The organism is Frankiales bacterium (genome assembly GCA_016125335.1).
Classification (GTDB): Bacteria; Actinomycetota; Actinomycetes; order S36-B12; family CAIYMF01; genus Longivirga.
In genome coordinates, this window is record WGLY01000041.1 from 1 (window position 1) to 16,685 (window position 16,685).

Sequence of the window (16,685 nt, forward strand, 5' to 3'; positions counted from 1 at the left end):
ACCAACCTGCAGCCACTCCCCACACACGGAACGCGAGGAGCGAGCGTGAGCGAGTCGCCAGAGCCCGCCGTCCGGGTGACCCTCTCTGACATGTACCAGCTGCTGCAGCAGCTGGACAAGAAGATGGACTCCGTCACGGGCAACCACGACAACATGGCGGCCCTCCTGTCCAAGCACGACGAGCGCCTGAACTCCCACTCCGACTCGATCCACTCCCAGGGCGAGCGAATTGGCAAGGCCGAGGCTGAGATCGCGGCCTTGAAGGCCGACAAGGCCCCGAAGCCCAACGCCGTCGCGATCGCCGTTGTCATCGTCGCCGCACTCGCCGTCGCGGTCGCCGTGATCTCGATAGTCGCCCGCGTCTGACTCGACACCTGCCGCTTCCACCCGCGGTCACCCCACCGACGTGACCGTGACCCCATGCACGCCGCCAGTCCCTCACCCGGAGGTTTCGTCATGCCCCGTCTCATCGCCGTCCTGATCGCGTGGTTCGCGGTCGTCGACCATCGCAAGCGGATCTACCAGGTCGTCCGCGTGGCGGCGCCTTTGCTCGCCGCGCTCGGGATCATCACCGGTGACGCGATCTCCGTGTGGCTGTTCCTCGCCCAGGCGGTCCTCGGCCTCACGGCTGGCGTCCTCGGAGCGGCGAACGCGTCCGCTGCCTGGCGATGGTGGGTGTACTCGATCGGTGCGGCCGCGTCCGCCCTCCTCGTGCTGTTCGGGGTCCTGGACGCCGCCACGGTCGGCTTGGCACTTCCCGTCCTGGCGGCGGTCCTCTCGGTCACCGGCACCACGATCTCCCTGGGCAACCTGCCGGCCGCCGTTACTGATGAGCTGCAGTGGCAGGACGGGGGCCACGAATGATCGTCACCCCCAAGCGGCTCGCCCGGCACCTCAAGGCGAAATGGCGGGTCCCGGTCGTCCTCGAGGCCGGCTGGGACTCTCCACGGATCGACCCGTACCACGGGGCGAACGACATGCAGGGCATCGTCCTGCACCACACCGCCGGCACCGACTCGCTCGCCTTCTGCATGCGCGGGTCCTACCCGCCGTACCGGAACTGCCACTTCCTCGTCGGCCGTGACGGGACCGTGCATGTCCTGTCGACGAGCGGCGCGTACCACGCCGGCAAGGGCGGCCCGTGGCGGATCACCAAGGCCCTGACCATCGGCAGGGATCGGGGGAACTCCCGCACCTACGGCATCGAGATCGAATCCCTCGGCACGTCTCCGCGGATCAATGGGAAGCCCGGCGGCATGACCATCGACCAGGTCATCTCCGTCGCGTACCTGTGCGCGGCGCTGCTCGACGTCATGCGCCTCGGTCCCCGCTCGTTCCGGGTCGGCCGCGTCATCCTGCACCGCACCTGGGCGCCGACCCGGAAGGTCGACACCCGCCAGGACCTCGCCTGGTGGCGGGCCGTGATCCGCATCGCGCAGAAGTACCGCAAGGACCGCTCCCGCGGCGAGCAGACGATCCGCGCCTACGTCCACGACCACGTCGACGGCCGGGCGTGACTCCACCCCGTTCACGCCACTAGGCACCCGCACGTTCACTCATTCACTCATCGCGAAGGAGCACGACAATGGCTGGAGAGTTCTCGGACGCTGGATCCGCCAAGGCCCTGGACGCCGTCACCGGGCGCGCCACCGTCACCGCGGCAACGAAGTACATCGCCCTGCTGACCGCGGCGCCCTCCGACACCACGACCCCGGCCACCATGACCGAGTACGGCGCCCACCGGCTACGCGCGGCAGGCCGCGGCCTTCTCGACCCCTGCCCTGAACGGGTCCAGCGTGATGGAGGCCTCCAACAGTGCGCAGCTACACACGCGGCCCGTTCACCGCCGGTACCGGCGCCACCATCACCCACGCCGCTCTGGTCACCTCCGCTTCCGGCACGACGGGCACGATCGAGCAGATCTGGACGCTCGACACCTCACGCACCCCAGGGACGAACGACTCCGTGCAGATCGCTGCCGGGGCGTTCAAGATCACGGTCGACTAGCCCCGCTCACTCGACCTGACACCGGCGCCACGAGTGCGCCACTGGACCGTCGTGAGGGAGGCGGCGCATGGCGACCACCACGCTGTACGCCACCTCCCACCTCACGGGGTCGTGCACCAGCCCGAACAACGCCCTCGGGGCGCCGGACGGCACATGGACGACGGACAGCGGCAACACGTCGTGGACGTCCCGCTGGCAGATGGGCGCGCTGGACGGGACGACGACCGGGAGCCAGTCCCGTGACCGTCCGCTGCCGCAAGGCGACTGGCAGCGGCACCCCGACGATCACCGTCACCCAGTACGAGAACGGTGTCGCGATCGCCACCCTCGTCAGCGGCCAGTCGATCACCTCGGCCACCAGCCAGGACGTCGCCCTCACGTTCACCCCGGCGAACACGGGCAGCCCTGACATCGAGATCGAGATCGCCTGCTCCGCCGTGGGCGGTTCCCCCTCCTCCCGTGCCTCGGTCCAGGTCGACGCGATCACCTGGGCCGCCACCTACAGTGCCGGCGTCACCCACTCCGCCTCCAGCTCGGGCCCCTCAACCTCGACCGGCAGCGCCGTGCTGACTTCCGTCGGGCGAGTCTCAGCCACCGGAGCATCAGCGTCCACGGGTACTGCTGCCGTCCGCGCCGCCGCGCAGGTCACCACGACCGGAGCCTCAACCTCGACCGGCAGCGCCGTGCTCGGCGGCCTGTTCCTGGTCTCCGCTTCCGGCACGTCCACGTCGGCAGCCAGCGGCGCCGCTGAGCTCGCGTGGACGTACGGCCGCCTAGCCGCCACGTTCGCGACCTATGGCGCCATGTCGACCCTGACCAGCGGCATCCCCACCTACTCCGACCTCGCTGCCTACACGCCGGCCACCGCCCTTCCGGCTGCCTGCAGCGGCACCAGCAACTCCAGCGGCGTCGCGGCGATCCGCGCCCTGCTGGCCGCCACGGCCACCGGCACCAGCGGTTCCACGGGTGCCGCGGCCGTCACTCAGGTGGACGCCGTCTGGGCCGCCGCCACGTCCGGCGCATCCACGTCGGCCGGGTCAGCTGCTGTCATCGCCACGAGTCGAGTCACCGCCAATGGTGGCTCCGCCTCGACCGGTGCGGCCGCACTCAGGCAGTCCCTTACTGCTGCCGCGGCAGGGTCAAGCGCCTCGACCGGCACGGCGGCGCTCACCCAGGTCGACGCCGCCTGGGTCGCATCCAGTGCGGGCGTCAGCGCCTCGACCGGCACCGCCGCACTCACGGCCACCGGGCAGGTCGCCACGACCGGGGCGTCAGCGTCGGCCGGCACAGCCGTCCTGACGCAGATCGACGCCCTCTGGACCCTCACCGCGACCGGCTCCGCCGCATCCGCGGGAAGCGCCGCCGCCACCATGGTCGAGGCCCTGTGGCTCGCGACAGCGGCGGGCAGCTCCGCCTCCACCGGCACCGCTGCGATCACGTGGGCCCTCGCCGCATCGAGCGCCGGGTCCAGCGCCTCGGCCGGGTCCGCTGACGTCACCACGCTCGACGCCGCATGGGAGCTCACTGCCAGTGGCCAGTCCACATCCGGTGGCGCAGCCGGCCTGACCGTCGACGACGCGGTCTGGGCTGCCGCTGCCACCGGAGCGGCTGGTTCGACTGGCGACGCCACGATCTCCCAGACTCACACAGCGATCGCCGGGGCGACCTCCCTGAGTGCCGGGTCTGCCGGCATCGCTATGGATGATGCCGTCTGGGACCTATCGGCCAGCGGCGACGCGACGTCCACGGGAACCGCCGCCGCCACCATCACCCACTCGGCGATCGGAGCAGGCGCCTCGACTTCGGCCGGCTCCGCCGCCGCCACCATGACCGGCACCCTCAGCCTGACCGCCGACGGGACAGCAACCAGCACCGGAACCGCCGACGCCACCCGCCTGCACGCCGTCACCTCGACCGGGGACTCGACCTCGATCGGTGCGGCCGCGCTCATTCCCGCCGACGCCCAGCCACTGACCGCTGCCGGCACCTCAACATCTGCCGGCAGCGCCGCCCTCACGCCGGTCGACGCCGTGTGGGCGGCTGCCGCGTCCGGGGCTGCGGTGACCGCAGGCGCGTCGGTGATCACCCTCACCTGCGTCATCGCCGCCGACGCGCAAGCCACCAGCAACGGAACCGCCGCGCCCACCAGCCTGCACCAGGTCACCGCCACTGCACTGGCCGCGTCCGCCGGACAGGCCGCTATCATCGCGCTGCTCCTGGCAGACATCACCGTCGATGGCCGCCTCGACGCCCGCCGCTGGGAAGCCGTCCTTCCCGGACGCGGCACCCGTGGCCACCTGCCAGCCCCAGTTCCGAAGGCCGGTGTCCTCGCCCGACCCCGCAGCACCGCCACCCTGCCCGCACGAAGATGGGACGCAACCACATGACCCGCAACCGGTACCCCCGTGAGACCGTCGAGTTCCAGCCGATCACCGTCACCGTGGATGGCGTAGAGGTGACCACAGGAGTCGAGGTCGCCGTCGCCCTCGTCGGCACCCGCCCCTCCACCTGGTCAGCAGCCGACGCCCTCGGCGGGCAAGATCGGCGTCCTCATCTCCGGCCTGGCCGTCGGCTACTACAAAGGTGTGGGCCCGCATCGACAGCGCCCCCGAGACCCCTGTCATCGACTGCGGGGACCTCGAAATCACCTGAACCACGCGAGCTGCCCACACGAGTGCCCCCGCACCCGGCCCACAAAGGCCGGGTGCGGGGGCACTTTCGTCATGAGTGGGTGAGTCACTGGCCAGACAACGCGCCGCCGGCGTTGAAGGCCTGCAGGGTGGCCACAATGCCACCGACAATCAAGACGCCGAGCACCACGAGGCCGAGGATCACGGTCGTCACCTTGCGCTTACGCGGCCCCGGCGCTCCACACGCCTGACAGCGAATCGCCTCAGACGAGACGGGTGTGTGACACTCGGGACAGGCGGTCATCGCCATGGGGCAACCCCCGATCGCTGAGACAGGACCACCATTTGGCCGCCCGTCACCCGCCGCCTGATCAACTGGCTCATGAAGTCCTTCCTCCCCCTGGCATAGGCCCCGCACCGCCACTGCACCGCGAGGCGGCGACGCCGCGTTTCACGACTGGTCCAAATCCCAGAAGTCATCCGGCAGGCTCAACTTGACGCCGTACACGAGATCGGGGGCACCGGGAAGCCATCCGACCCGCGCGTCCACGCTGGCACGCCACGCGAAAGCGTTGGCCAGCGGCTTCCCGTGCACCTCGTGGATCATGTAGCGACAGACCTCGGCGAACCTCTCCGCCTGCTCGCGGGGGACATAGCCCACCGTCTGGCCGTCGATCGTCACCCGCACCGCCATGGGGTCGAAAGGGTTGTCAGGCTCCGGCTGCACGACGGCCTCCCCAGCGGCGAGCACCATCCGGCCGACATCTCGCTCGTCGCGGCTGCCGTGTTTCGCCACGGCCTTACCGATCGCGGCTTGGTACTTGGACTCCCCGACGATGTCGAAATTCCACTGCTCGTCCTCCCCGATGATGATCCACTCGGCGATCTCGATCGGTGGTGTCTTCGGCCTTCTGTGGAACAGACCCATGATGTCTCCCCGTCGCCCCGGATGCGGCTGCTCGCTGTCAGGCTACCGCTCTGACGGTGTCGGCGAGGGTTTCATCTTCGATCGCGACGTAGAGCCGGGTCGTCTCGATGCGGGCATGGCCCAGCAGCATTTGCACGGCGACGAGGTCTCGCCCGACGCGGTAGGCCTGGGTGGCGAACCGGTGCCGCAGCGAGTGGGGTGTCCACGGCTCAGGCAGTACCTCGCCCAGGCGATCGCGGATGTACGTCTCGCCGACCGGGAAACCGGGGCGGCGCGGCGAGGGGAAGGCCCATCCCTCGAGGTGCGTGAGGTGCGGTTCGAGACGGACATGGATGGGGACGCGACGAACCCTCCGGCCCTTCCCACGCACGACCAGCGTTGGCCCCTCGACGTCGGTGCCGTGCACGCGCGCGATCTCTGCACGTCGAAGCCCCGCGTAGGCACCCAGCAGCAGCATGAGGGTGCGCTCGCGATCGGCTCGCAGCAACGCCTCAGCCAAGGCCGGCTCCGGGATCGGTCGCGGCCTCGGCGATGCGGGTCGGATCGGACGCAGCCAGAGCGACGGATCGCTGTCGATGTAGCCGGCGCGGTGAGCCCATCGGTAGAAGCCGCGCACCGCGGCTCGCGCGCTACGTCGCGTCTCCGTGCTCCACCCGACGGTGGCCAGCCAGGCGACGAGATCGTCTTCGTCCGCATCTAGGAGCGGCACCCGTGCCGCGAGCCGGATCAGCTGCGATCGCCGCAGCACCACGGTGCCCGGCGACGTGTCGCCCGCCTCGAGCCAACGGAGCCATTCCTCAACGATTCGTTTCCCCCGTTCCATGGGGCCTCCCTGAGCGCTTGGCCCGGACCCGCTGCCAGGGCATCGGCTCGTCACGCTTCCGCTTAACCTGCCCGCTCGGCAACCGATTGTGGCCAAGTCGTCAACCGTGAACAGCGCTGCCGTTAGAGCGAGCTCGGCTCACCTACCCCGACTCGCTCGACGAAGTCGCAGTGCGCTGCCCACTCCGGGTGGCCGAGCTGTTCCTCAACGTTGACGGGCCGATTCATCCAGTCCACGGGATCCCCGTAATCATCCGCGGCGAACCGCCGCTGGGATGTGATGGCCTCGATGGGATCGAAGGCCCGACGAACGGGCATGCCCCTCCACCCGCACTCGCACACCGTGACCCAGCCGATGACCTCGCTCGCCTCGCGCCACACCAGCTCGCTGCCCGCCAGCGTTCGGCCGAGAGCGTCGGTGAGCCGAACCCCGATGCGCGTGCCCTGATAGGCCACTCCGAACCCGTCCGGCAAGACGGCAGCGAACCATCCCTCGTGATCGTCGCCCAGCGACTCCCTGCTCCAGCTCATCACGCCACCTGCTTCCGTCCGATCGGGATTACCGGGGCTGCGCTTAAACCAGCGGGTTCGGGGTTCGAGTCCCTGGCGGCGCACCCATCGTCGCCGTCCGGAGCCTGGGGCATGTCGCCAGTCAAGATCCACTCCAATGGCACGCCTGTCGCGAGGGCGATCTGCGCAACATAGGGGCGCTTGACGCGCGCCGTGGTGCCGAGCTCGTAGTTGCTGATCGTGTTGCGTGCGATACCGGTGACTGAGGCGAGTTCGCGCTGATCCATCTCGGCCCACTCACGAGCAATGCGCAGCCGATGATGCACGGTGATCTCGGGGAATGATCCCCTGCTGGTGTCTGCGGTCATGTGCCCAAGTTACGGCATCCGGCCCAGATTTCGCAACATTCCCCGACGATGTACTTGACACGTTTAGGGGCACGGTCCTAACTTGGGCCCGTGCCCAAGACCGAGCCAAATCCTAGTATCGAGATCACGGTAGCCGAAGCAGCGGCTCTGATCGGCGTCGATCGAAAGACGGTGCTCCGTCAGATCGCAGCTGGAGAGCTCATCCCAACGCGGAAGTTGCCTGGCCGCACCGGCTCCTATCTGCTTGCCCGGTCTGACGTGCAACGTCTTGCTGCGGAGCGTGTGTCGTGACCGCCCCGACGGTCAGTCTGGATGTGCTGCGACCGCTTGCGGAGGCGGCTGGCGTGGACCCGCTCGACATCTCGCAGGTCACGGTCGATGGCGGGGCGGTGTACGTGTGGGTACCGGCCACGCTCAGGCACGCGGCGATCCGGCCCGGTCGGGCCGACGGCCGCTTCCTCGGTGTCCGGCTACTCCTCCTTGACGGCGAGGGGACACCCGAGGGTGAGGCGCAGCGTCCACCGGTCCCTGGTCTCGACGTCGACCCTGCGAAGGAAGACGGTCTCCTCGGCGCCCTCGATGAATGGCGGGAGGCCCTGACGATGCACCTGTCCGCCGGTCCCGGGCCACGGTACTGGCTTCGCCTGTCGGACGAGGAGCTGCACCGGGTGGCGCTTCGTGCTGCGCGACTGGTTGCACGGTCGCGGGGGCCTTCTCCCTAGATCGTCCTGCCGGCTGGGTGTCTTCCCCCGCCACCTGGCTGGCAGGACAGTGGCGCCTCTCCCGTCTCGACCCCGGGAGTGGCAGCGCAACTGGGGGTGGCCGGCCGGTGGAGGGAAAGCCTGGCCGGTCACCCCCAGACCACCCGCTCATTCGACGCCTCGCCTGTTTGGCATGCCCGGAAGGACCCGCTTGTGAACTCTCTCGACCTGATCCTCATCGGCACCGCGATCGTGTTCCTGGTGCTGTGGATCCGCGCTCGCCGCCGCGCCCGCCTCGCGGAGACCCGCCTGGCTCGCTGTCAGGCCCGTGCCGATGTCCTGCTGATCGCGGCGGAGGAGCTCCGCGGCCAGCTCCATGATCCCGCCCCCGCCATCGCGACCGCCCGCACGGAGGCGAGGCGCCGCCACCTGGTGGGCGTGTCATGACGGCCCGTCTACTCCCGGTCGGTCCTCTCGCGGCCGCGATGGAGGTCCTCGATTCCTTCTGGTCGTCAATGGAGCTGGCGTTCCCTCCACGCGTGACCGTCCACGACCACGCGGTGCAGTGGTCCGACCTCGACATCAGCGTGGACGTGTACCTCCCGATCGCCGTGACGGATTTCCGTCTGGGCGTTGCCGTCGACGGGGAGGCGTTCAGCAGCATCGTCGCTCACGCCGCCGCCCGCGGCCGGTCGACACTAGAGCTCGAACCTGCGGGCGACCACATGCGCGTCACCGACCCCGGCTACGCGCAGTGGCATCTTCCCCGCCTCGACGCCGGCGAAGGATCCAACTGGCAGGCCGACAAGAGCCCGCTGCTCCGCCTCGACGACCCCCACACTATCCGCCAGCTGCTCGCCGTCGCCGCGATCGCCCAGGGCGACTACTACGAGACGCTGCCCGTCCTGAACAACGTCCGCTGGCATACGATCGACGGCCTCCTCGTCGCGGACGCCGCCCGCCGTGACAGGGCGGCCCGGTCGGTGACGTCGCTGGCCACTCCGAACCCGGTCGACGTCCTCATCCCTCTCGACGTCGTCGACACGCTGGCCGCCGTTCACGACCGGCACACGATCGGCCGCCTCAGCGTGGCGGCTGCGCGGATCGAGCGACCCCGCGGCGTCGCACCGGCGCTGCAGCTCATCGCTGTCACGTCAGGCATCCAGATCGTGATCAGCAGAGAGGTCCCTGCTGGCCAGTACCCGGACCTGACCGGTCTGCTCACTGGTCACGGCGATCGCGACACCTGGGCGATGCTGCTCAGCCGGGGCGCACTCGAGCCGGCGATCGACGCGATCCGCGCGGCGCAGCCTCAACTGTCACGCCACTATGCCGCGTTCGGCGCCCGCGCCGGCAGCCCGGCCCTCCTCGATGACGGTGTCGTCGCCTACCTCGCCACCGGGACCCGGTTCGAGGACGCATCAGTGGAAGGCCGCTGGTCCCCGAGCCTGCCCCTCGACGCGCTGGAAGCCGCGGCCCAGCTCCTGCCCGGCGACATCACCGTGACCGGCGGCTCGACGTCACGCCGCGTCCTCCTCACCGACGAGCACACGACCGTCGGGATCGCCCCCTTCATCCCCCACCCTCCCGTCCGCCGATGACCACCCAGGAGCACACCATGACCGCCACCGAGTACCGAGAGCTGCCACTGTCGGATCTGCGGGCCGGGACGAATGTCCGCGACGCGAACCGCGACATCGCCGGCCTCGCCGCATCCATCGCCGAGGTCGGCATCATCGAACCCCTCGTCGTCACCGCGAACGGCACCGGCTACATCATCCTCGACGGTCACCGCCGCTACGCCGCCGCGAAGAAGGCCAAGCTCGCCACGGTCCCGTGCGTCGTCCGCGCCACGCCCGAGACCGACGCCAGCCGCATCACCCTGCAGCTCGTCGCGAACCTGCAGCGTGACGGCCTGACCGAGCGGGAGGAAGCGGTCGCGTTCGAGCAGCTCCACCTCGCCGGCCTGACGCCGGCGCAGATCGCGAAGGCGACGGGCCGCAAGGCCGCGCACGTCTCGGACCGGGTGAGCCTGTTCGTGCTGCCCGAGCCGACCCATGACCGGGTGTGGGAGGGGCAGATCCCGATCGAGCACGCGATCACCCTGGCGGGGATCAAGGACGCGGAGCGCCGCGACTGGCTGGAGAAGTTCACCGGCTCCACGTCGTTCGCGTGGAAGGCCACGGACGCGTCGTGGCGGGACGAGCAGAAGCGCCGCGCGGAGAAGGCCCGCCAGCGGGAGGAGCGCCGCAAGGCCCAGCAGGACTACCGGGCTGCGGTCGCGGCCGCGAAGGCCGCCGGCGAACCCATCCCGGAGAAGCCCACCAAGCCGGAACCGTCGAACCGGGCGTCCGACAGTGACTGGAAGGCCCGCCATCCACGCACCGAGGCGCTGGGCAAGGCCGCGACGATCGCCGCCGAGGTCCGGGTCCCCTGGGTCACTGCACGCCTCGTCGAGCTCGCCGGGCAGACCGTCGTCCTGCCCGGACCGTTGGCGGCGATGGCGCGGGCCACGGTCCACAACTCCTGGCAGGCGGCGGAGTACCGGAACGCGATCGCCCCCCATGCCACCGCCCTGACGGACGCCCAGGCGCTCGTCATCGTTCTCGCCTGCGACCTCGGCCTGCTCGAGGACTACGACTACGGCTACTCATGGTGGGACAAGGACAGCAGCGGCCCTCGCCTGGTGCGCTGGCTCGTCGAGCACCTCGACTACCAGCCCACCCCCGAGGAGGCCGAGCTCGCATCCGGCAACTACGCGAAGCCGAAGCCGGCCCGCAAGACCCCAGCGAAGAAGAAGACCGCCGCCGCGCCCGACGACGACACCACCACCTGAGAGGACCGCCATGGCCACCAACGCCGAGATCCGCACCTGGGCAGCCGAGCAAGGCATGCACTGTCCAGCCCGCGGCACCGTCCCCAACCGCGTCCGCGACGCCTACGACACCGCCCACCCCGACGAGGCCACGCCCGACGAGGCTCCTGACGAGAACGACGAGCCCCTGTACCGGCTGGCGATCACGTCACCGAGCATGCCCCGCATCGTCGAACCGCTCGAGGCGCTGTGCACGCAACTCATCGACTTGGGCATCGGCATCGGCGAGGAGCTCGCCCGGGCCGAGATCCGCTACGCGCTCGGCGGAGTACTCGACGAGTCCGACACCGGCGCCTAGGTGGCGTGGTGGAGGTGCTCCCTGTGCGACCGGCAGGAGCCCGCCAGCGACCGCCTGACCGCCCGCCGAGGCCTTCACGACCACTACATCGCTGAGCACTACGAACCACCCCAGGAGGAGCCGTGCCCTACACCCCCGAGGAGAACCGCCGCCGCATGAAGCGGTACCGGCTCGAGCGAGCCCGCGGCGTCCACCACCGCGTCCCCACCGACCTCATCCGTAGCCATATCGACCGGCTCCACGCCGCAGGCATGTCGAACCGGGCCATCGTCCTCGCCGCCGGCTACTCCCCGGAAACCTCCCTGAACACGTTCCTCCGCCGCCCGTCCATCTCCCGCACCACCGCCCAGCGGCTCCTCGCCGTCGAGCCCGGCACCCCACCCGTCCCAGGCCCCAACTACCGCATCTCCGCCGTCGGCTCACGCCGCCGCCTCCAGGCGCTCGCCGCGATCGGATGGACGCTGCCCGCCCTCGCCGCCCGCACGACCGAGACGTTCCCCCAGCTCCGCGCGATCCGCGAGGCACGCCACCCCACGGTCCGCTCCGGCACCGCCATAGAAATATCCCGCCTGTACGACGCCCTGGCCATGACCCCCGGCCCGTCCGCCCTCGCCCGCACCATCGCCAAGCAGAACAACTGGGCCCCGCCGCTCGCGTGGGATGACGACGACCTCGACACCCGCGACGCGCAACCGCACCTCGCCACGTCGACGCCGATCACCCGGGACGAGATGCTCCTCGAGTTCGAGCACACCCGTGACCAGCACGGCGGCCGAATCACCCTCGCCGCGACCCGCCTCGGCGCCGACCCGCTCAACCTGGCCCGCCGCATCCAACGCGCCAAGGCCGCGGGCCACGACATCGACTACGTCGACGACACGAAACCTCTCCGCCGGCAGCGTGTCGCATGAGCGCCCCCGATCCATCCACGCGCCCTGACCGGTGCGCCGCGCATCAGGACGAGGTCGCCTACTACCCGTGCAAGGCCTGCACGGCCGCGCTCGAAGCCACCCGGGACCACCCCGCCCACCGGACACGCACCGCGGACAGGGCCGCATCGGCCCGCACGGCGATCGACGACTGCCCGCTGTGCGACGACACCGGCTACCTGAACGGGCATCCGTGCCACCACCAGCCCGACAAGTACGACGCCGCCGAACGCGGCATCGCCGGGGCCCGCGCCGCCCTGACCCAGCACGGCGGCACCCCATGACAGCCACCACGCCCGCTCACCTGCCCGGCTGCCCGCTCGTGGACAGCGCCGTCCCGCCCTCGACCTGCTCACCGTGCTCCTACATCCGCATCGGCGTGCAACTCGGCCGCCGGCTCTCGCCCGTGGACCCACGGCACGAGCCCGGCATCGGCAGTCTGATCGTCGGGTTCGGTTCCCTGTTCCATGCCGAGCGCGGATGGGTCACGGCCCGTGGCCAGGTGTTCGCCTGGCCCGAGATCACCGCCCCGAACAGCCGCGCCACCAGCGATCGCGCCTTGCACGTCGCGTACACGACGACACCGATCCCCGGGGGTCACCTGTGACCCCCTCGACCGTTAGTCCCGAGGTCCGCTCCTTGTGCCTGGTCCGTGCCGGCTTCCGCTGCGAGTACTGCCACGGCCCCCTGGACGGCGTCCACGGCTACTCACTGCAGCACCGCAAGGCACGCGGCATGGGCGGCTCCCGCGACCACGCGCTCGCCCAGCCGCCGAACCTGCTGGTGCTGTGCGGTTCGGGGGTTACTGGTCACCACGGATGGGTCGAGCACAACCCGGCCACGGCCTACGACCTCGGCCTCGCGCTCCGCACGGGCTGGGACCCCGAGCAGACCCCGTACCGCGACCAGAACGGCGTCTGGCGGCTGCTCCTGCTCGACGGCTCCACCCTTCCCATCCAACTGCCTTGGAGGATCCCATGACCACCGACAACGAGACCGCAACCCGCGCGCGCCGAACCATCCGCCGCTACGCGCACGAGCTGTTCCCAGAAGCCGACGTCTACGAGGTCAGGCCGCTGTCCGTCGAGGTCCCGCGCCTCTACGCCATGATGCTCGGCCTGGCCGTCCATGGCACCGGATGGCCACAAGCCGCCCCCATTCAGTCAGCCGCCCGCATCCAGGCGTACGTCGACACCGTTCAGATCGCGCTCCTGGCGGACGCGCTCCAGCAGGGCTTGACTGGTGACGAGGCGTGGTCCTGGGTCGAGGAGCGCATGGACCCCGACGGGTTTGAGATCGCCAATGAACGGGCGTTCGCCGTGCTGGGTGAGGACGTGGCCTACTCGATCAAGCCCTACCCGTGCGGTCCTACGCCGACTCACCATGACCACCTCGGTCCCAAGCAGGCCCAGGGGTTCCGCTTCGTCACCAGGGTGGAAGGCGCCGAGGACGCCTTCCCCGACTGCACCGAACCCCTCGTCCACGGGCAGGAGCCGTCATGACCGGCGATCCCACGCACGCGCCAGCCGGGACGCTGCACTCCAGCTCGGGAGTGTCCGCGTTCACAGGCCGCCCATTCGTCCTTCTGACCTGGTCAGGGTCGAGCGGGCAGCTCACACCCGATGAGGCGCGCACGCTCGCGCTGGACATCATCGCCGCGGCCGACGCCGCCGAGACGGACGCTCACGTCCTGGAGGTGCTGAAGCGCCTCCACGTCGACGAGGACGCTCGCGCCCGCTTCCTCCTCGCGATCCGGGAACGACGGGGGCAGTCATGAACCCGCTCCTGGCCGGTGTCGGCGTCGTGTTCGCACCTGTCCTGGTCGTGGTGGCGTTCTGGGTGATCCGGGACGTGCGTGAGACGCGGCGGGAGCGCCGCCGGTCGAGGCGTCGGGCTGAGGCCCGTGTCCGGCAGCTGGGGGCGGTTCCGAGCAGGTCGAGGTATTCGAACTACACGGAGGGGCAGGCCGACTGATGATCCGCGAGACCTGTTCATGTGGAGCAACCCTCGAGAGTGACGCCGAGATCGTCCTCGAGACGTTTCATGAATGGCGCCGAGACCACCGTCACGCCGAACCCGCCGCCGGCACCGTCCTGAAGTCGAGCGGGCCAACGCTCGCCGACGTGGTGGACCGGCTGACCGCAATCAGCGAACACCTTGCGCTGATCGAAAGACTCGCGCGGGGGGCGACCCGTGATGCTTCCTGACCTGGTCATCGGCGCCGTTGTCGAGGCGATCGCCCACCACGACACCGACCGCGAATGGTCCGTGCAACAGCCATCACGCGGCGTCCACTCGACCTTCGTCCGCAACGCCGCTGCTGTGCCCGTCCGGTTCCGTGCGTTCGCCGAATGCGTGCTCCGCCGAGAGTCCGGAGGTGACTTCGACCGCCGCCAGTCCGGAGCCGGCGCCCTCAACGCCTCCAACCACGCCGGCCGCTGGCAGTTCAGCGTCGACTGGCGACATGGCGGCCCCTACATGGTCCGCGCTCGGCTCATCCGATTCGGCATGCCCAAGCCCGATGCGAGGAAGGCCCGCGTGTGGCTGTCGGCGCACCCGATCCAGCAGTGGCCCGGCTGGCTGCAGGACATCCTCGCGTTCGAGGTCATGCAGTCCGGCGGGTGGCGCCATTGGTACCTGGGCGGGTCACGCTGCAACGCACTGGCGGGTGGCGCCTGATGACGTACGCGAAGGGCACCAGCGTCACCGTGCAGTCGTCCCAGCAGGAGATCGGCCGCACGTTCGCCCGCTACGGCGTGGAGACCTACAGCTTCGGCGCCGGTCCCGGCTTCGCGCTGGTCGAGTTCATGCACGTGCGCCTGCCGATCCGGCTGCGCCTGCCGCTGCCGGACAAGCCCGCCACGCGGAAGGCACCGAACCCGAAGACGGGACGGACGTTCGACGCGTGGGCTGGGTGGGAGCAGGACGTTCGTGAGTCCTGGCGTGCTCTGGCGCTGTTCATCAAGGCGGCTCTCGAGTCGACGGAGCGTGGCCTGGTCAGGCCGGAGCAGGCCTTCATGGCGTTCCTGGTCACGGGCGACGGTTCCACGATGGGGGAGCGGATGCTGCCCGCCTACGTGGCCGCTGTCGGCGCTGGGCAACTGCTCGAGCTCGATCCACCCCCGCCGGGAGGCGTGTGATGGAGACCTCTCTGGCCCCAGGCGCGGCGTGCAACACGTGCGGGTATCGCATCACGACGGCGTCGAGCACGATGGAGGAGGCGGTCCCGGCCACGGGTGACGTGTCGATCTGCCTGGCGTGTGCCGCGATCGAGATCTTCGTCGACTCCCCGACCGGCCTGGTCACCCGCTCGGCGACCGAGCTCGAGTATCGGGAGTACATGACGGACGAGAGGGTGCTGCCCGCGGTCGTGATGATCCGGGTCGGACGGCTTGACCCGAAGTGGCCAGGCCACCGCGAGGACACGCCGTGAGCCCGATCCGTGCAGAGAACAGGGCCCGCTACCCGGAGGACTGGAAGCAGATCAGCACGGGGGTGAAGGACCGGGCGGGGTGGCGCTGTGAGTGCCGCGGCGAGTGCGCCCGCGACGGCTACCACCTGGCCGAGGATGGCCGCTGCCGAAACCGTCACGGCGATCCCGCGTTCGGCACGGGCTCGACCGTGGTCCTAACGACCGCGCACCTGGATCACACGCCTGAGAACTGCGACCCGGGCAATCTCCGCGCCTACTGCCAGGCCTGCCACCTGCACTACGACCGTGACCACCACGCCCGCACCCGGGCAGCCACCCGCGAACGGGACCGCGGCATGCAACCGCTCCCCGGATTGGAGGGGTGATGGCTCACTACCTCGAGTACGTCCCCGACCCCAACGACCCGGATCGCCCGGACGATCACGAGTTCAACGGGCGGTGGGAGTTCACCTGCGACAGCCCGCCAACGGCGGCGTGCCGGTGGGAGCGCGACTGTGACTGCGAGACGTGGTCCCTTGACATAGCCGTCGACGGGTCATGGGCCACCCACCCGTATTGGGCCGAAGACGACGATGGCTGCGAGATCGAATCCCAGCATTCGATGGCCGCCATCGAGGGGCCGCATTGCAACGCCTACTGGTGGTTCGACGAGTCCGACTTCCGCGTATGGGCCGAGCCGCCCCGCGAGGGCAGGCAGGAGATCACCGTCGAATGGGACTGGGGCTACGAGGCGTACACGTTCGACTACGCGACCGAAGGGAGCGAGTCGTGATCTGCCCCGAGTGCGGACACCGCAGCGGCATTCACGCCTTCATGCCCGGTCAGAGAGTTCTCTACGGCCCCTACCCCGCGACCGTCCTGCGCATCGCCGAGGAGTCGGATCAGGTGGAGGCGCACGCGGGGGACCTTCGGGCGACCCTGCGGCAGGCAGGCGACGCCTGATGAGCCGGAAGACTCCGCGACCGCCCAAGGGCAGCGATCCAGCGATCCACTACGTGGGCCGCTGCCGCTCCTGCCGGAAGAGCCTGTGGGACTCGAGAGCGGCCGCCAGGCGGGTCGCTCACAGCAAACACCCTGGCGAGCACATGAGTGTGTACCGATGCCCCGTGATGGACGGATGGCACTACGGCCACCTCCACCCCCACATCGCGGCCGGCCACGTCGACCGCACCACGAAGTAATAC

Annotated in this window: 26 protein-coding genes and 1 pseudogene; 23 read left to right on the forward strand and 4 right to left on the reverse strand. The window is 69.9% G+C overall.

From position 1 onward, the window contains the following. Nucleotides 1-45: 45 nt before the first annotated feature. The 5 genes from GC157_18425 (at nucleotide 46) to GC157_18445 (ending at nucleotide 4,394) form a co-directional block, all read left to right on the forward strand. Entirely contained in the window at nucleotides 46-366 is a 321-nt protein-coding gene (locus tag GC157_18425) for a hypothetical protein (GenBank protein MBI1379430.1), read from the forward strand. 90 nt (nucleotides 367-456) lie between these two features. After that, the gene (locus tag GC157_18430) at nucleotides 457-864 is read left to right on the forward strand and encodes a hypothetical protein (protein MBI1379431.1); all 408 of its coding nucleotides are present in this window, start codon (nucleotides 457-459) and stop codon (nucleotides 862-864) included. Beyond that, nucleotides 861-1,517 (forward strand): hypothetical protein, encoded by a 657-nt coding sequence (locus GC157_18435; protein ID MBI1379432.1) that lies wholly within the window; start codon nucleotides 861-863, stop codon nucleotides 1,515-1,517. The genes GC157_18430 and GC157_18435 overlap by 4 nt, the downstream gene beginning before the upstream one ends. Before the next feature lie 298 nt (nucleotides 1,518-1,815). Next, nucleotides 1,816-2,007 (forward strand): hypothetical protein, encoded by a 192-nt coding sequence (locus tag GC157_18440; protein MBI1379433.1) that lies wholly within the window; start codon nucleotides 1,816-1,818, stop codon nucleotides 2,005-2,007. A 239-nt stretch (nucleotides 2,008-2,246) separates the two neighbouring features. Continuing rightward, complete coding sequence (locus GC157_18445) at nucleotides 2,247-4,394, forward strand: hypothetical protein (protein MBI1379434.1); 2,148 nt, start codon at nucleotides 2,247-2,249, stop codon at nucleotides 4,392-4,394. Between the two features lie 694 nt (nucleotides 4,395-5,088). On the opposite strand, the gene GC157_18450 is transcribed toward GC157_18445, so the two are convergent. The 4 genes from GC157_18450 to GC157_18465 form a co-directional block, all read right to left on the reverse strand. Continuing rightward, nucleotides 5,089-5,565 carry a hypothetical protein gene (locus GC157_18450; GenBank protein ID MBI1379435.1) on the reverse strand — a complete coding sequence of 159 codons (477 nt, stop codon included), beginning with the start codon at nucleotides 5,563-5,565 and terminating at the stop codon, nucleotides 5,089-5,091. 37 nt (nucleotides 5,566-5,602) lie between these two features. Next, nucleotides 5,603-6,388 (reverse strand): tyrosine-type recombinase/integrase, encoded by a 786-nt coding sequence (locus GC157_18455; GenBank protein MBI1379436.1) that lies wholly within the window; start codon nucleotides 6,386-6,388, stop codon nucleotides 5,603-5,605. Nucleotides 6,389-6,510: 122 nt separating this feature from the next. After that, nucleotides 6,511-6,921, reverse strand: a complete 411-nt coding sequence (locus GC157_18460; protein MBI1379437.1) for a hypothetical protein — start codon at nucleotides 6,919-6,921, stop codon at nucleotides 6,511-6,513. Then, nucleotides 6,918-7,265 (reverse strand): helix-turn-helix domain-containing protein, encoded by a 348-nt coding sequence (locus GC157_18465; protein ID MBI1379438.1) that lies wholly within the window; start codon nucleotides 7,263-7,265, stop codon nucleotides 6,918-6,920. The genes GC157_18460 and GC157_18465 overlap by 4 nt, the downstream gene beginning before the upstream one ends. Before the next feature lie 90 nt (nucleotides 7,266-7,355). Here GC157_18465 and GC157_18470 point away from each other — a divergent pair, with 90 nt between their 5' ends. The 18 genes and pseudogenes from GC157_18470 (at nucleotide 7,356) to GC157_18555 (ending at nucleotide 16,273) form a co-directional block, all read left to right on the forward strand. Further along, nucleotides 7,356-7,556: a helix-turn-helix domain-containing protein gene (locus GC157_18470; GenBank protein MBI1379439.1), complete on the forward strand. Its 201-nt coding sequence runs from the start codon at nucleotides 7,356-7,358 to the stop codon at nucleotides 7,554-7,556. A 53-nt stretch (nucleotides 7,557-7,609) separates the two neighbouring features. After that, nucleotides 7,610-7,987, forward strand: coding sequence for a hypothetical protein (locus tag GC157_18475; GenBank protein ID MBI1379440.1), 378 nt, complete (start codon nucleotides 7,610-7,612; stop codon nucleotides 7,985-7,987). Between the two features lie 192 nt (nucleotides 7,988-8,179). Continuing rightward, on the forward strand, nucleotides 8,180-8,413 hold the full coding sequence (locus GC157_18480; GenBank protein ID MBI1379441.1) for a hypothetical protein: 234 nt from the start codon (nucleotides 8,180-8,182) through the stop codon (nucleotides 8,411-8,413). Nucleotides 8,414-8,451: 38 nt separating this feature from the next. Continuing rightward, a complete protein-coding gene (locus GC157_18485; GenBank protein ID MBI1379442.1) occupies nucleotides 8,452-9,567 on the forward strand; it encodes a hypothetical protein in 1,116 nt (371 codons plus the stop codon). Continuing rightward, on the forward strand, nucleotides 9,564-10,802 hold the full coding sequence (locus GC157_18490) for a ParB/RepB/Spo0J family partition protein (protein MBI1379443.1): 1,239 nt from the start codon (nucleotides 9,564-9,566) through the stop codon (nucleotides 10,800-10,802). The genes GC157_18485 and GC157_18490 overlap by 4 nt, the downstream gene beginning before the upstream one ends. A 10-nt stretch (nucleotides 10,803-10,812) precedes the next feature. Then, on the forward strand, nucleotides 10,813-11,139 hold the full coding sequence (locus GC157_18495) for a hypothetical protein (GenBank protein ID MBI1379444.1): 327 nt from the start codon (nucleotides 10,813-10,815) through the stop codon (nucleotides 11,137-11,139). Between the two features lie 122 nt (nucleotides 11,140-11,261). Further along, nucleotides 11,262-12,050, forward strand: coding sequence for a hypothetical protein (locus tag GC157_18500; GenBank protein ID MBI1379445.1), 789 nt, complete (start codon nucleotides 11,262-11,264; stop codon nucleotides 12,048-12,050). Then, on the forward strand, nucleotides 12,047-12,352 hold the full coding sequence (locus tag GC157_18505; GenBank protein MBI1379446.1) for a hypothetical protein: 306 nt from the start codon (nucleotides 12,047-12,049) through the stop codon (nucleotides 12,350-12,352). Before GC157_18500 ends, GC157_18505 begins: the two co-directional genes overlap by 4 nt. Before the next feature lie 38 nt (nucleotides 12,353-12,390). Then, nucleotides 12,391-12,675, forward strand: coding sequence for a hypothetical protein (locus GC157_18510; protein ID MBI1379447.1), 285 nt, complete (start codon nucleotides 12,391-12,393; stop codon nucleotides 12,673-12,675). A 158-nt stretch (nucleotides 12,676-12,833) separates the two neighbouring features. After that, nucleotides 12,834-12,926, forward strand: a pseudogene (locus GC157_18515) (HNH endonuclease). 119 nt (nucleotides 12,927-13,045) lie between these two features. Continuing rightward, nucleotides 13,046-13,570: a hypothetical protein gene (locus GC157_18520; protein ID MBI1379448.1), complete on the forward strand. Its 525-nt coding sequence runs from the start codon at nucleotides 13,046-13,048 to the stop codon at nucleotides 13,568-13,570. Next, entirely contained in the window at nucleotides 13,567-13,845 is a 279-nt protein-coding gene (locus GC157_18525; GenBank protein ID MBI1379449.1) for a hypothetical protein, read from the forward strand. Before GC157_18520 ends, GC157_18525 begins: the two co-directional genes overlap by 4 nt. A gap of 196 nt (nucleotides 13,846-14,041) precedes the next feature. Then, nucleotides 14,042-14,275 carry a hypothetical protein gene (locus GC157_18530; protein MBI1379450.1) on the forward strand — a complete coding sequence of 78 codons (234 nt, stop codon included), beginning with the start codon at nucleotides 14,042-14,044 and terminating at the stop codon, nucleotides 14,273-14,275. Further along, the gene (locus GC157_18535) at nucleotides 14,262-14,747 is read left to right on the forward strand and encodes a hypothetical protein (protein ID MBI1379451.1); all 486 of its coding nucleotides are present in this window, start codon (nucleotides 14,262-14,264) and stop codon (nucleotides 14,745-14,747) included. The genes GC157_18530 and GC157_18535 overlap by 14 nt, the downstream gene beginning before the upstream one ends. After that, nucleotides 14,747-15,208, forward strand: coding sequence for a hypothetical protein (locus GC157_18540; protein MBI1379452.1), 462 nt, complete (start codon nucleotides 14,747-14,749; stop codon nucleotides 15,206-15,208). The genes GC157_18535 and GC157_18540 overlap by 1 nt, the downstream gene beginning before the upstream one ends. Then, the gene (locus tag GC157_18545; GenBank protein ID MBI1379453.1) at nucleotides 15,208-15,501 is read left to right on the forward strand and encodes a hypothetical protein; all 294 of its coding nucleotides are present in this window, start codon (nucleotides 15,208-15,210) and stop codon (nucleotides 15,499-15,501) included. Before GC157_18540 ends, GC157_18545 begins: the two co-directional genes overlap by 1 nt. After that, nucleotides 15,498-15,866: a hypothetical protein gene (locus GC157_18550; protein MBI1379454.1), complete on the forward strand. Its 369-nt coding sequence runs from the start codon at nucleotides 15,498-15,500 to the stop codon at nucleotides 15,864-15,866. The genes GC157_18545 and GC157_18550 overlap by 4 nt, the downstream gene beginning before the upstream one ends. Beyond that, entirely contained in the window at nucleotides 15,866-16,273 is a 408-nt protein-coding gene (locus GC157_18555; GenBank protein MBI1379455.1) for a hypothetical protein, read from the forward strand. Before GC157_18550 ends, GC157_18555 begins: the two co-directional genes overlap by 1 nt. Nucleotides 16,274-16,685: the final 412 nt, after the last annotated feature.

What these genes read in the sequence shown, in the direction of transcription:
- GC157_18430 (MBI1379431.1), top strand. Translation starts at nt 457, where the DNA reads ATGCCCCGTCTCATCGCCGTCCTGATCGCGTGGTTCGCGGTCGTCGAC.
- GC157_18435 (MBI1379432.1), top strand. Translation starts at nt 861, where the DNA reads ATGATCGTCACCCCCAAGCGGCTCGCCCGGCACCTCAAGGCGAAATGG.
- GC157_18450 (MBI1379435.1), bottom strand. Translation starts at nt 5,565, where the DNA reads ATGGGTCTGTTCCACAGAAGGCCGAAGACACCACCGATCGAGATCGCC.
- GC157_18455 (MBI1379436.1), bottom strand. Translation starts at nt 6,388, where the DNA reads ATGGAACGGGGGAAACGAATCGTTGAGGAATGGCTCCGTTGGCTCGAG.
- GC157_18465 (MBI1379438.1), bottom strand. Translation starts at nt 7,265, where the DNA reads ATGACCGCAGACACCAGCAGGGGATCATTCCCCGAGATCACCGTGCAT.
- GC157_18485 (MBI1379442.1), top strand. Translation starts at nt 8,452, where the DNA reads ATGGAGGTCCTCGATTCCTTCTGGTCGTCAATGGAGCTGGCGTTCCCT.
- GC157_18490 (MBI1379443.1), top strand. Translation starts at nt 9,564, where the DNA reads ATGACCACCCAGGAGCACACCATGACCGCCACCGAGTACCGAGAGCTG.
- GC157_18495 (MBI1379444.1), top strand. Translation starts at nt 10,813, where the DNA reads ATGGCCACCAACGCCGAGATCCGCACCTGGGCAGCCGAGCAAGGCATG.
- GC157_18505 (MBI1379446.1), top strand. Translation starts at nt 12,047, where the DNA reads ATGAGCGCCCCCGATCCATCCACGCGCCCTGACCGGTGCGCCGCGCAT.
- GC157_18520 (MBI1379448.1), top strand. Translation starts at nt 13,046, where the DNA reads ATGACCACCGACAACGAGACCGCAACCCGCGCGCGCCGAACCATCCGC.
- GC157_18525 (MBI1379449.1), top strand. Translation starts at nt 13,567, where the DNA reads ATGACCGGCGATCCCACGCACGCGCCAGCCGGGACGCTGCACTCCAGC.
- GC157_18530 (MBI1379450.1), top strand. Translation starts at nt 14,042, where the DNA reads ATGATCCGCGAGACCTGTTCATGTGGAGCAACCCTCGAGAGTGACGCC.
- GC157_18540 (MBI1379452.1), top strand. Translation starts at nt 14,747, where the DNA reads ATGACGTACGCGAAGGGCACCAGCGTCACCGTGCAGTCGTCCCAGCAG.
- GC157_18545 (MBI1379453.1), top strand. Translation starts at nt 15,208, where the DNA reads ATGGAGACCTCTCTGGCCCCAGGCGCGGCGTGCAACACGTGCGGGTAT.
- GC157_18555 (MBI1379455.1), top strand. Translation starts at nt 15,866, where the DNA reads ATGGCTCACTACCTCGAGTACGTCCCCGACCCCAACGACCCGGATCGC.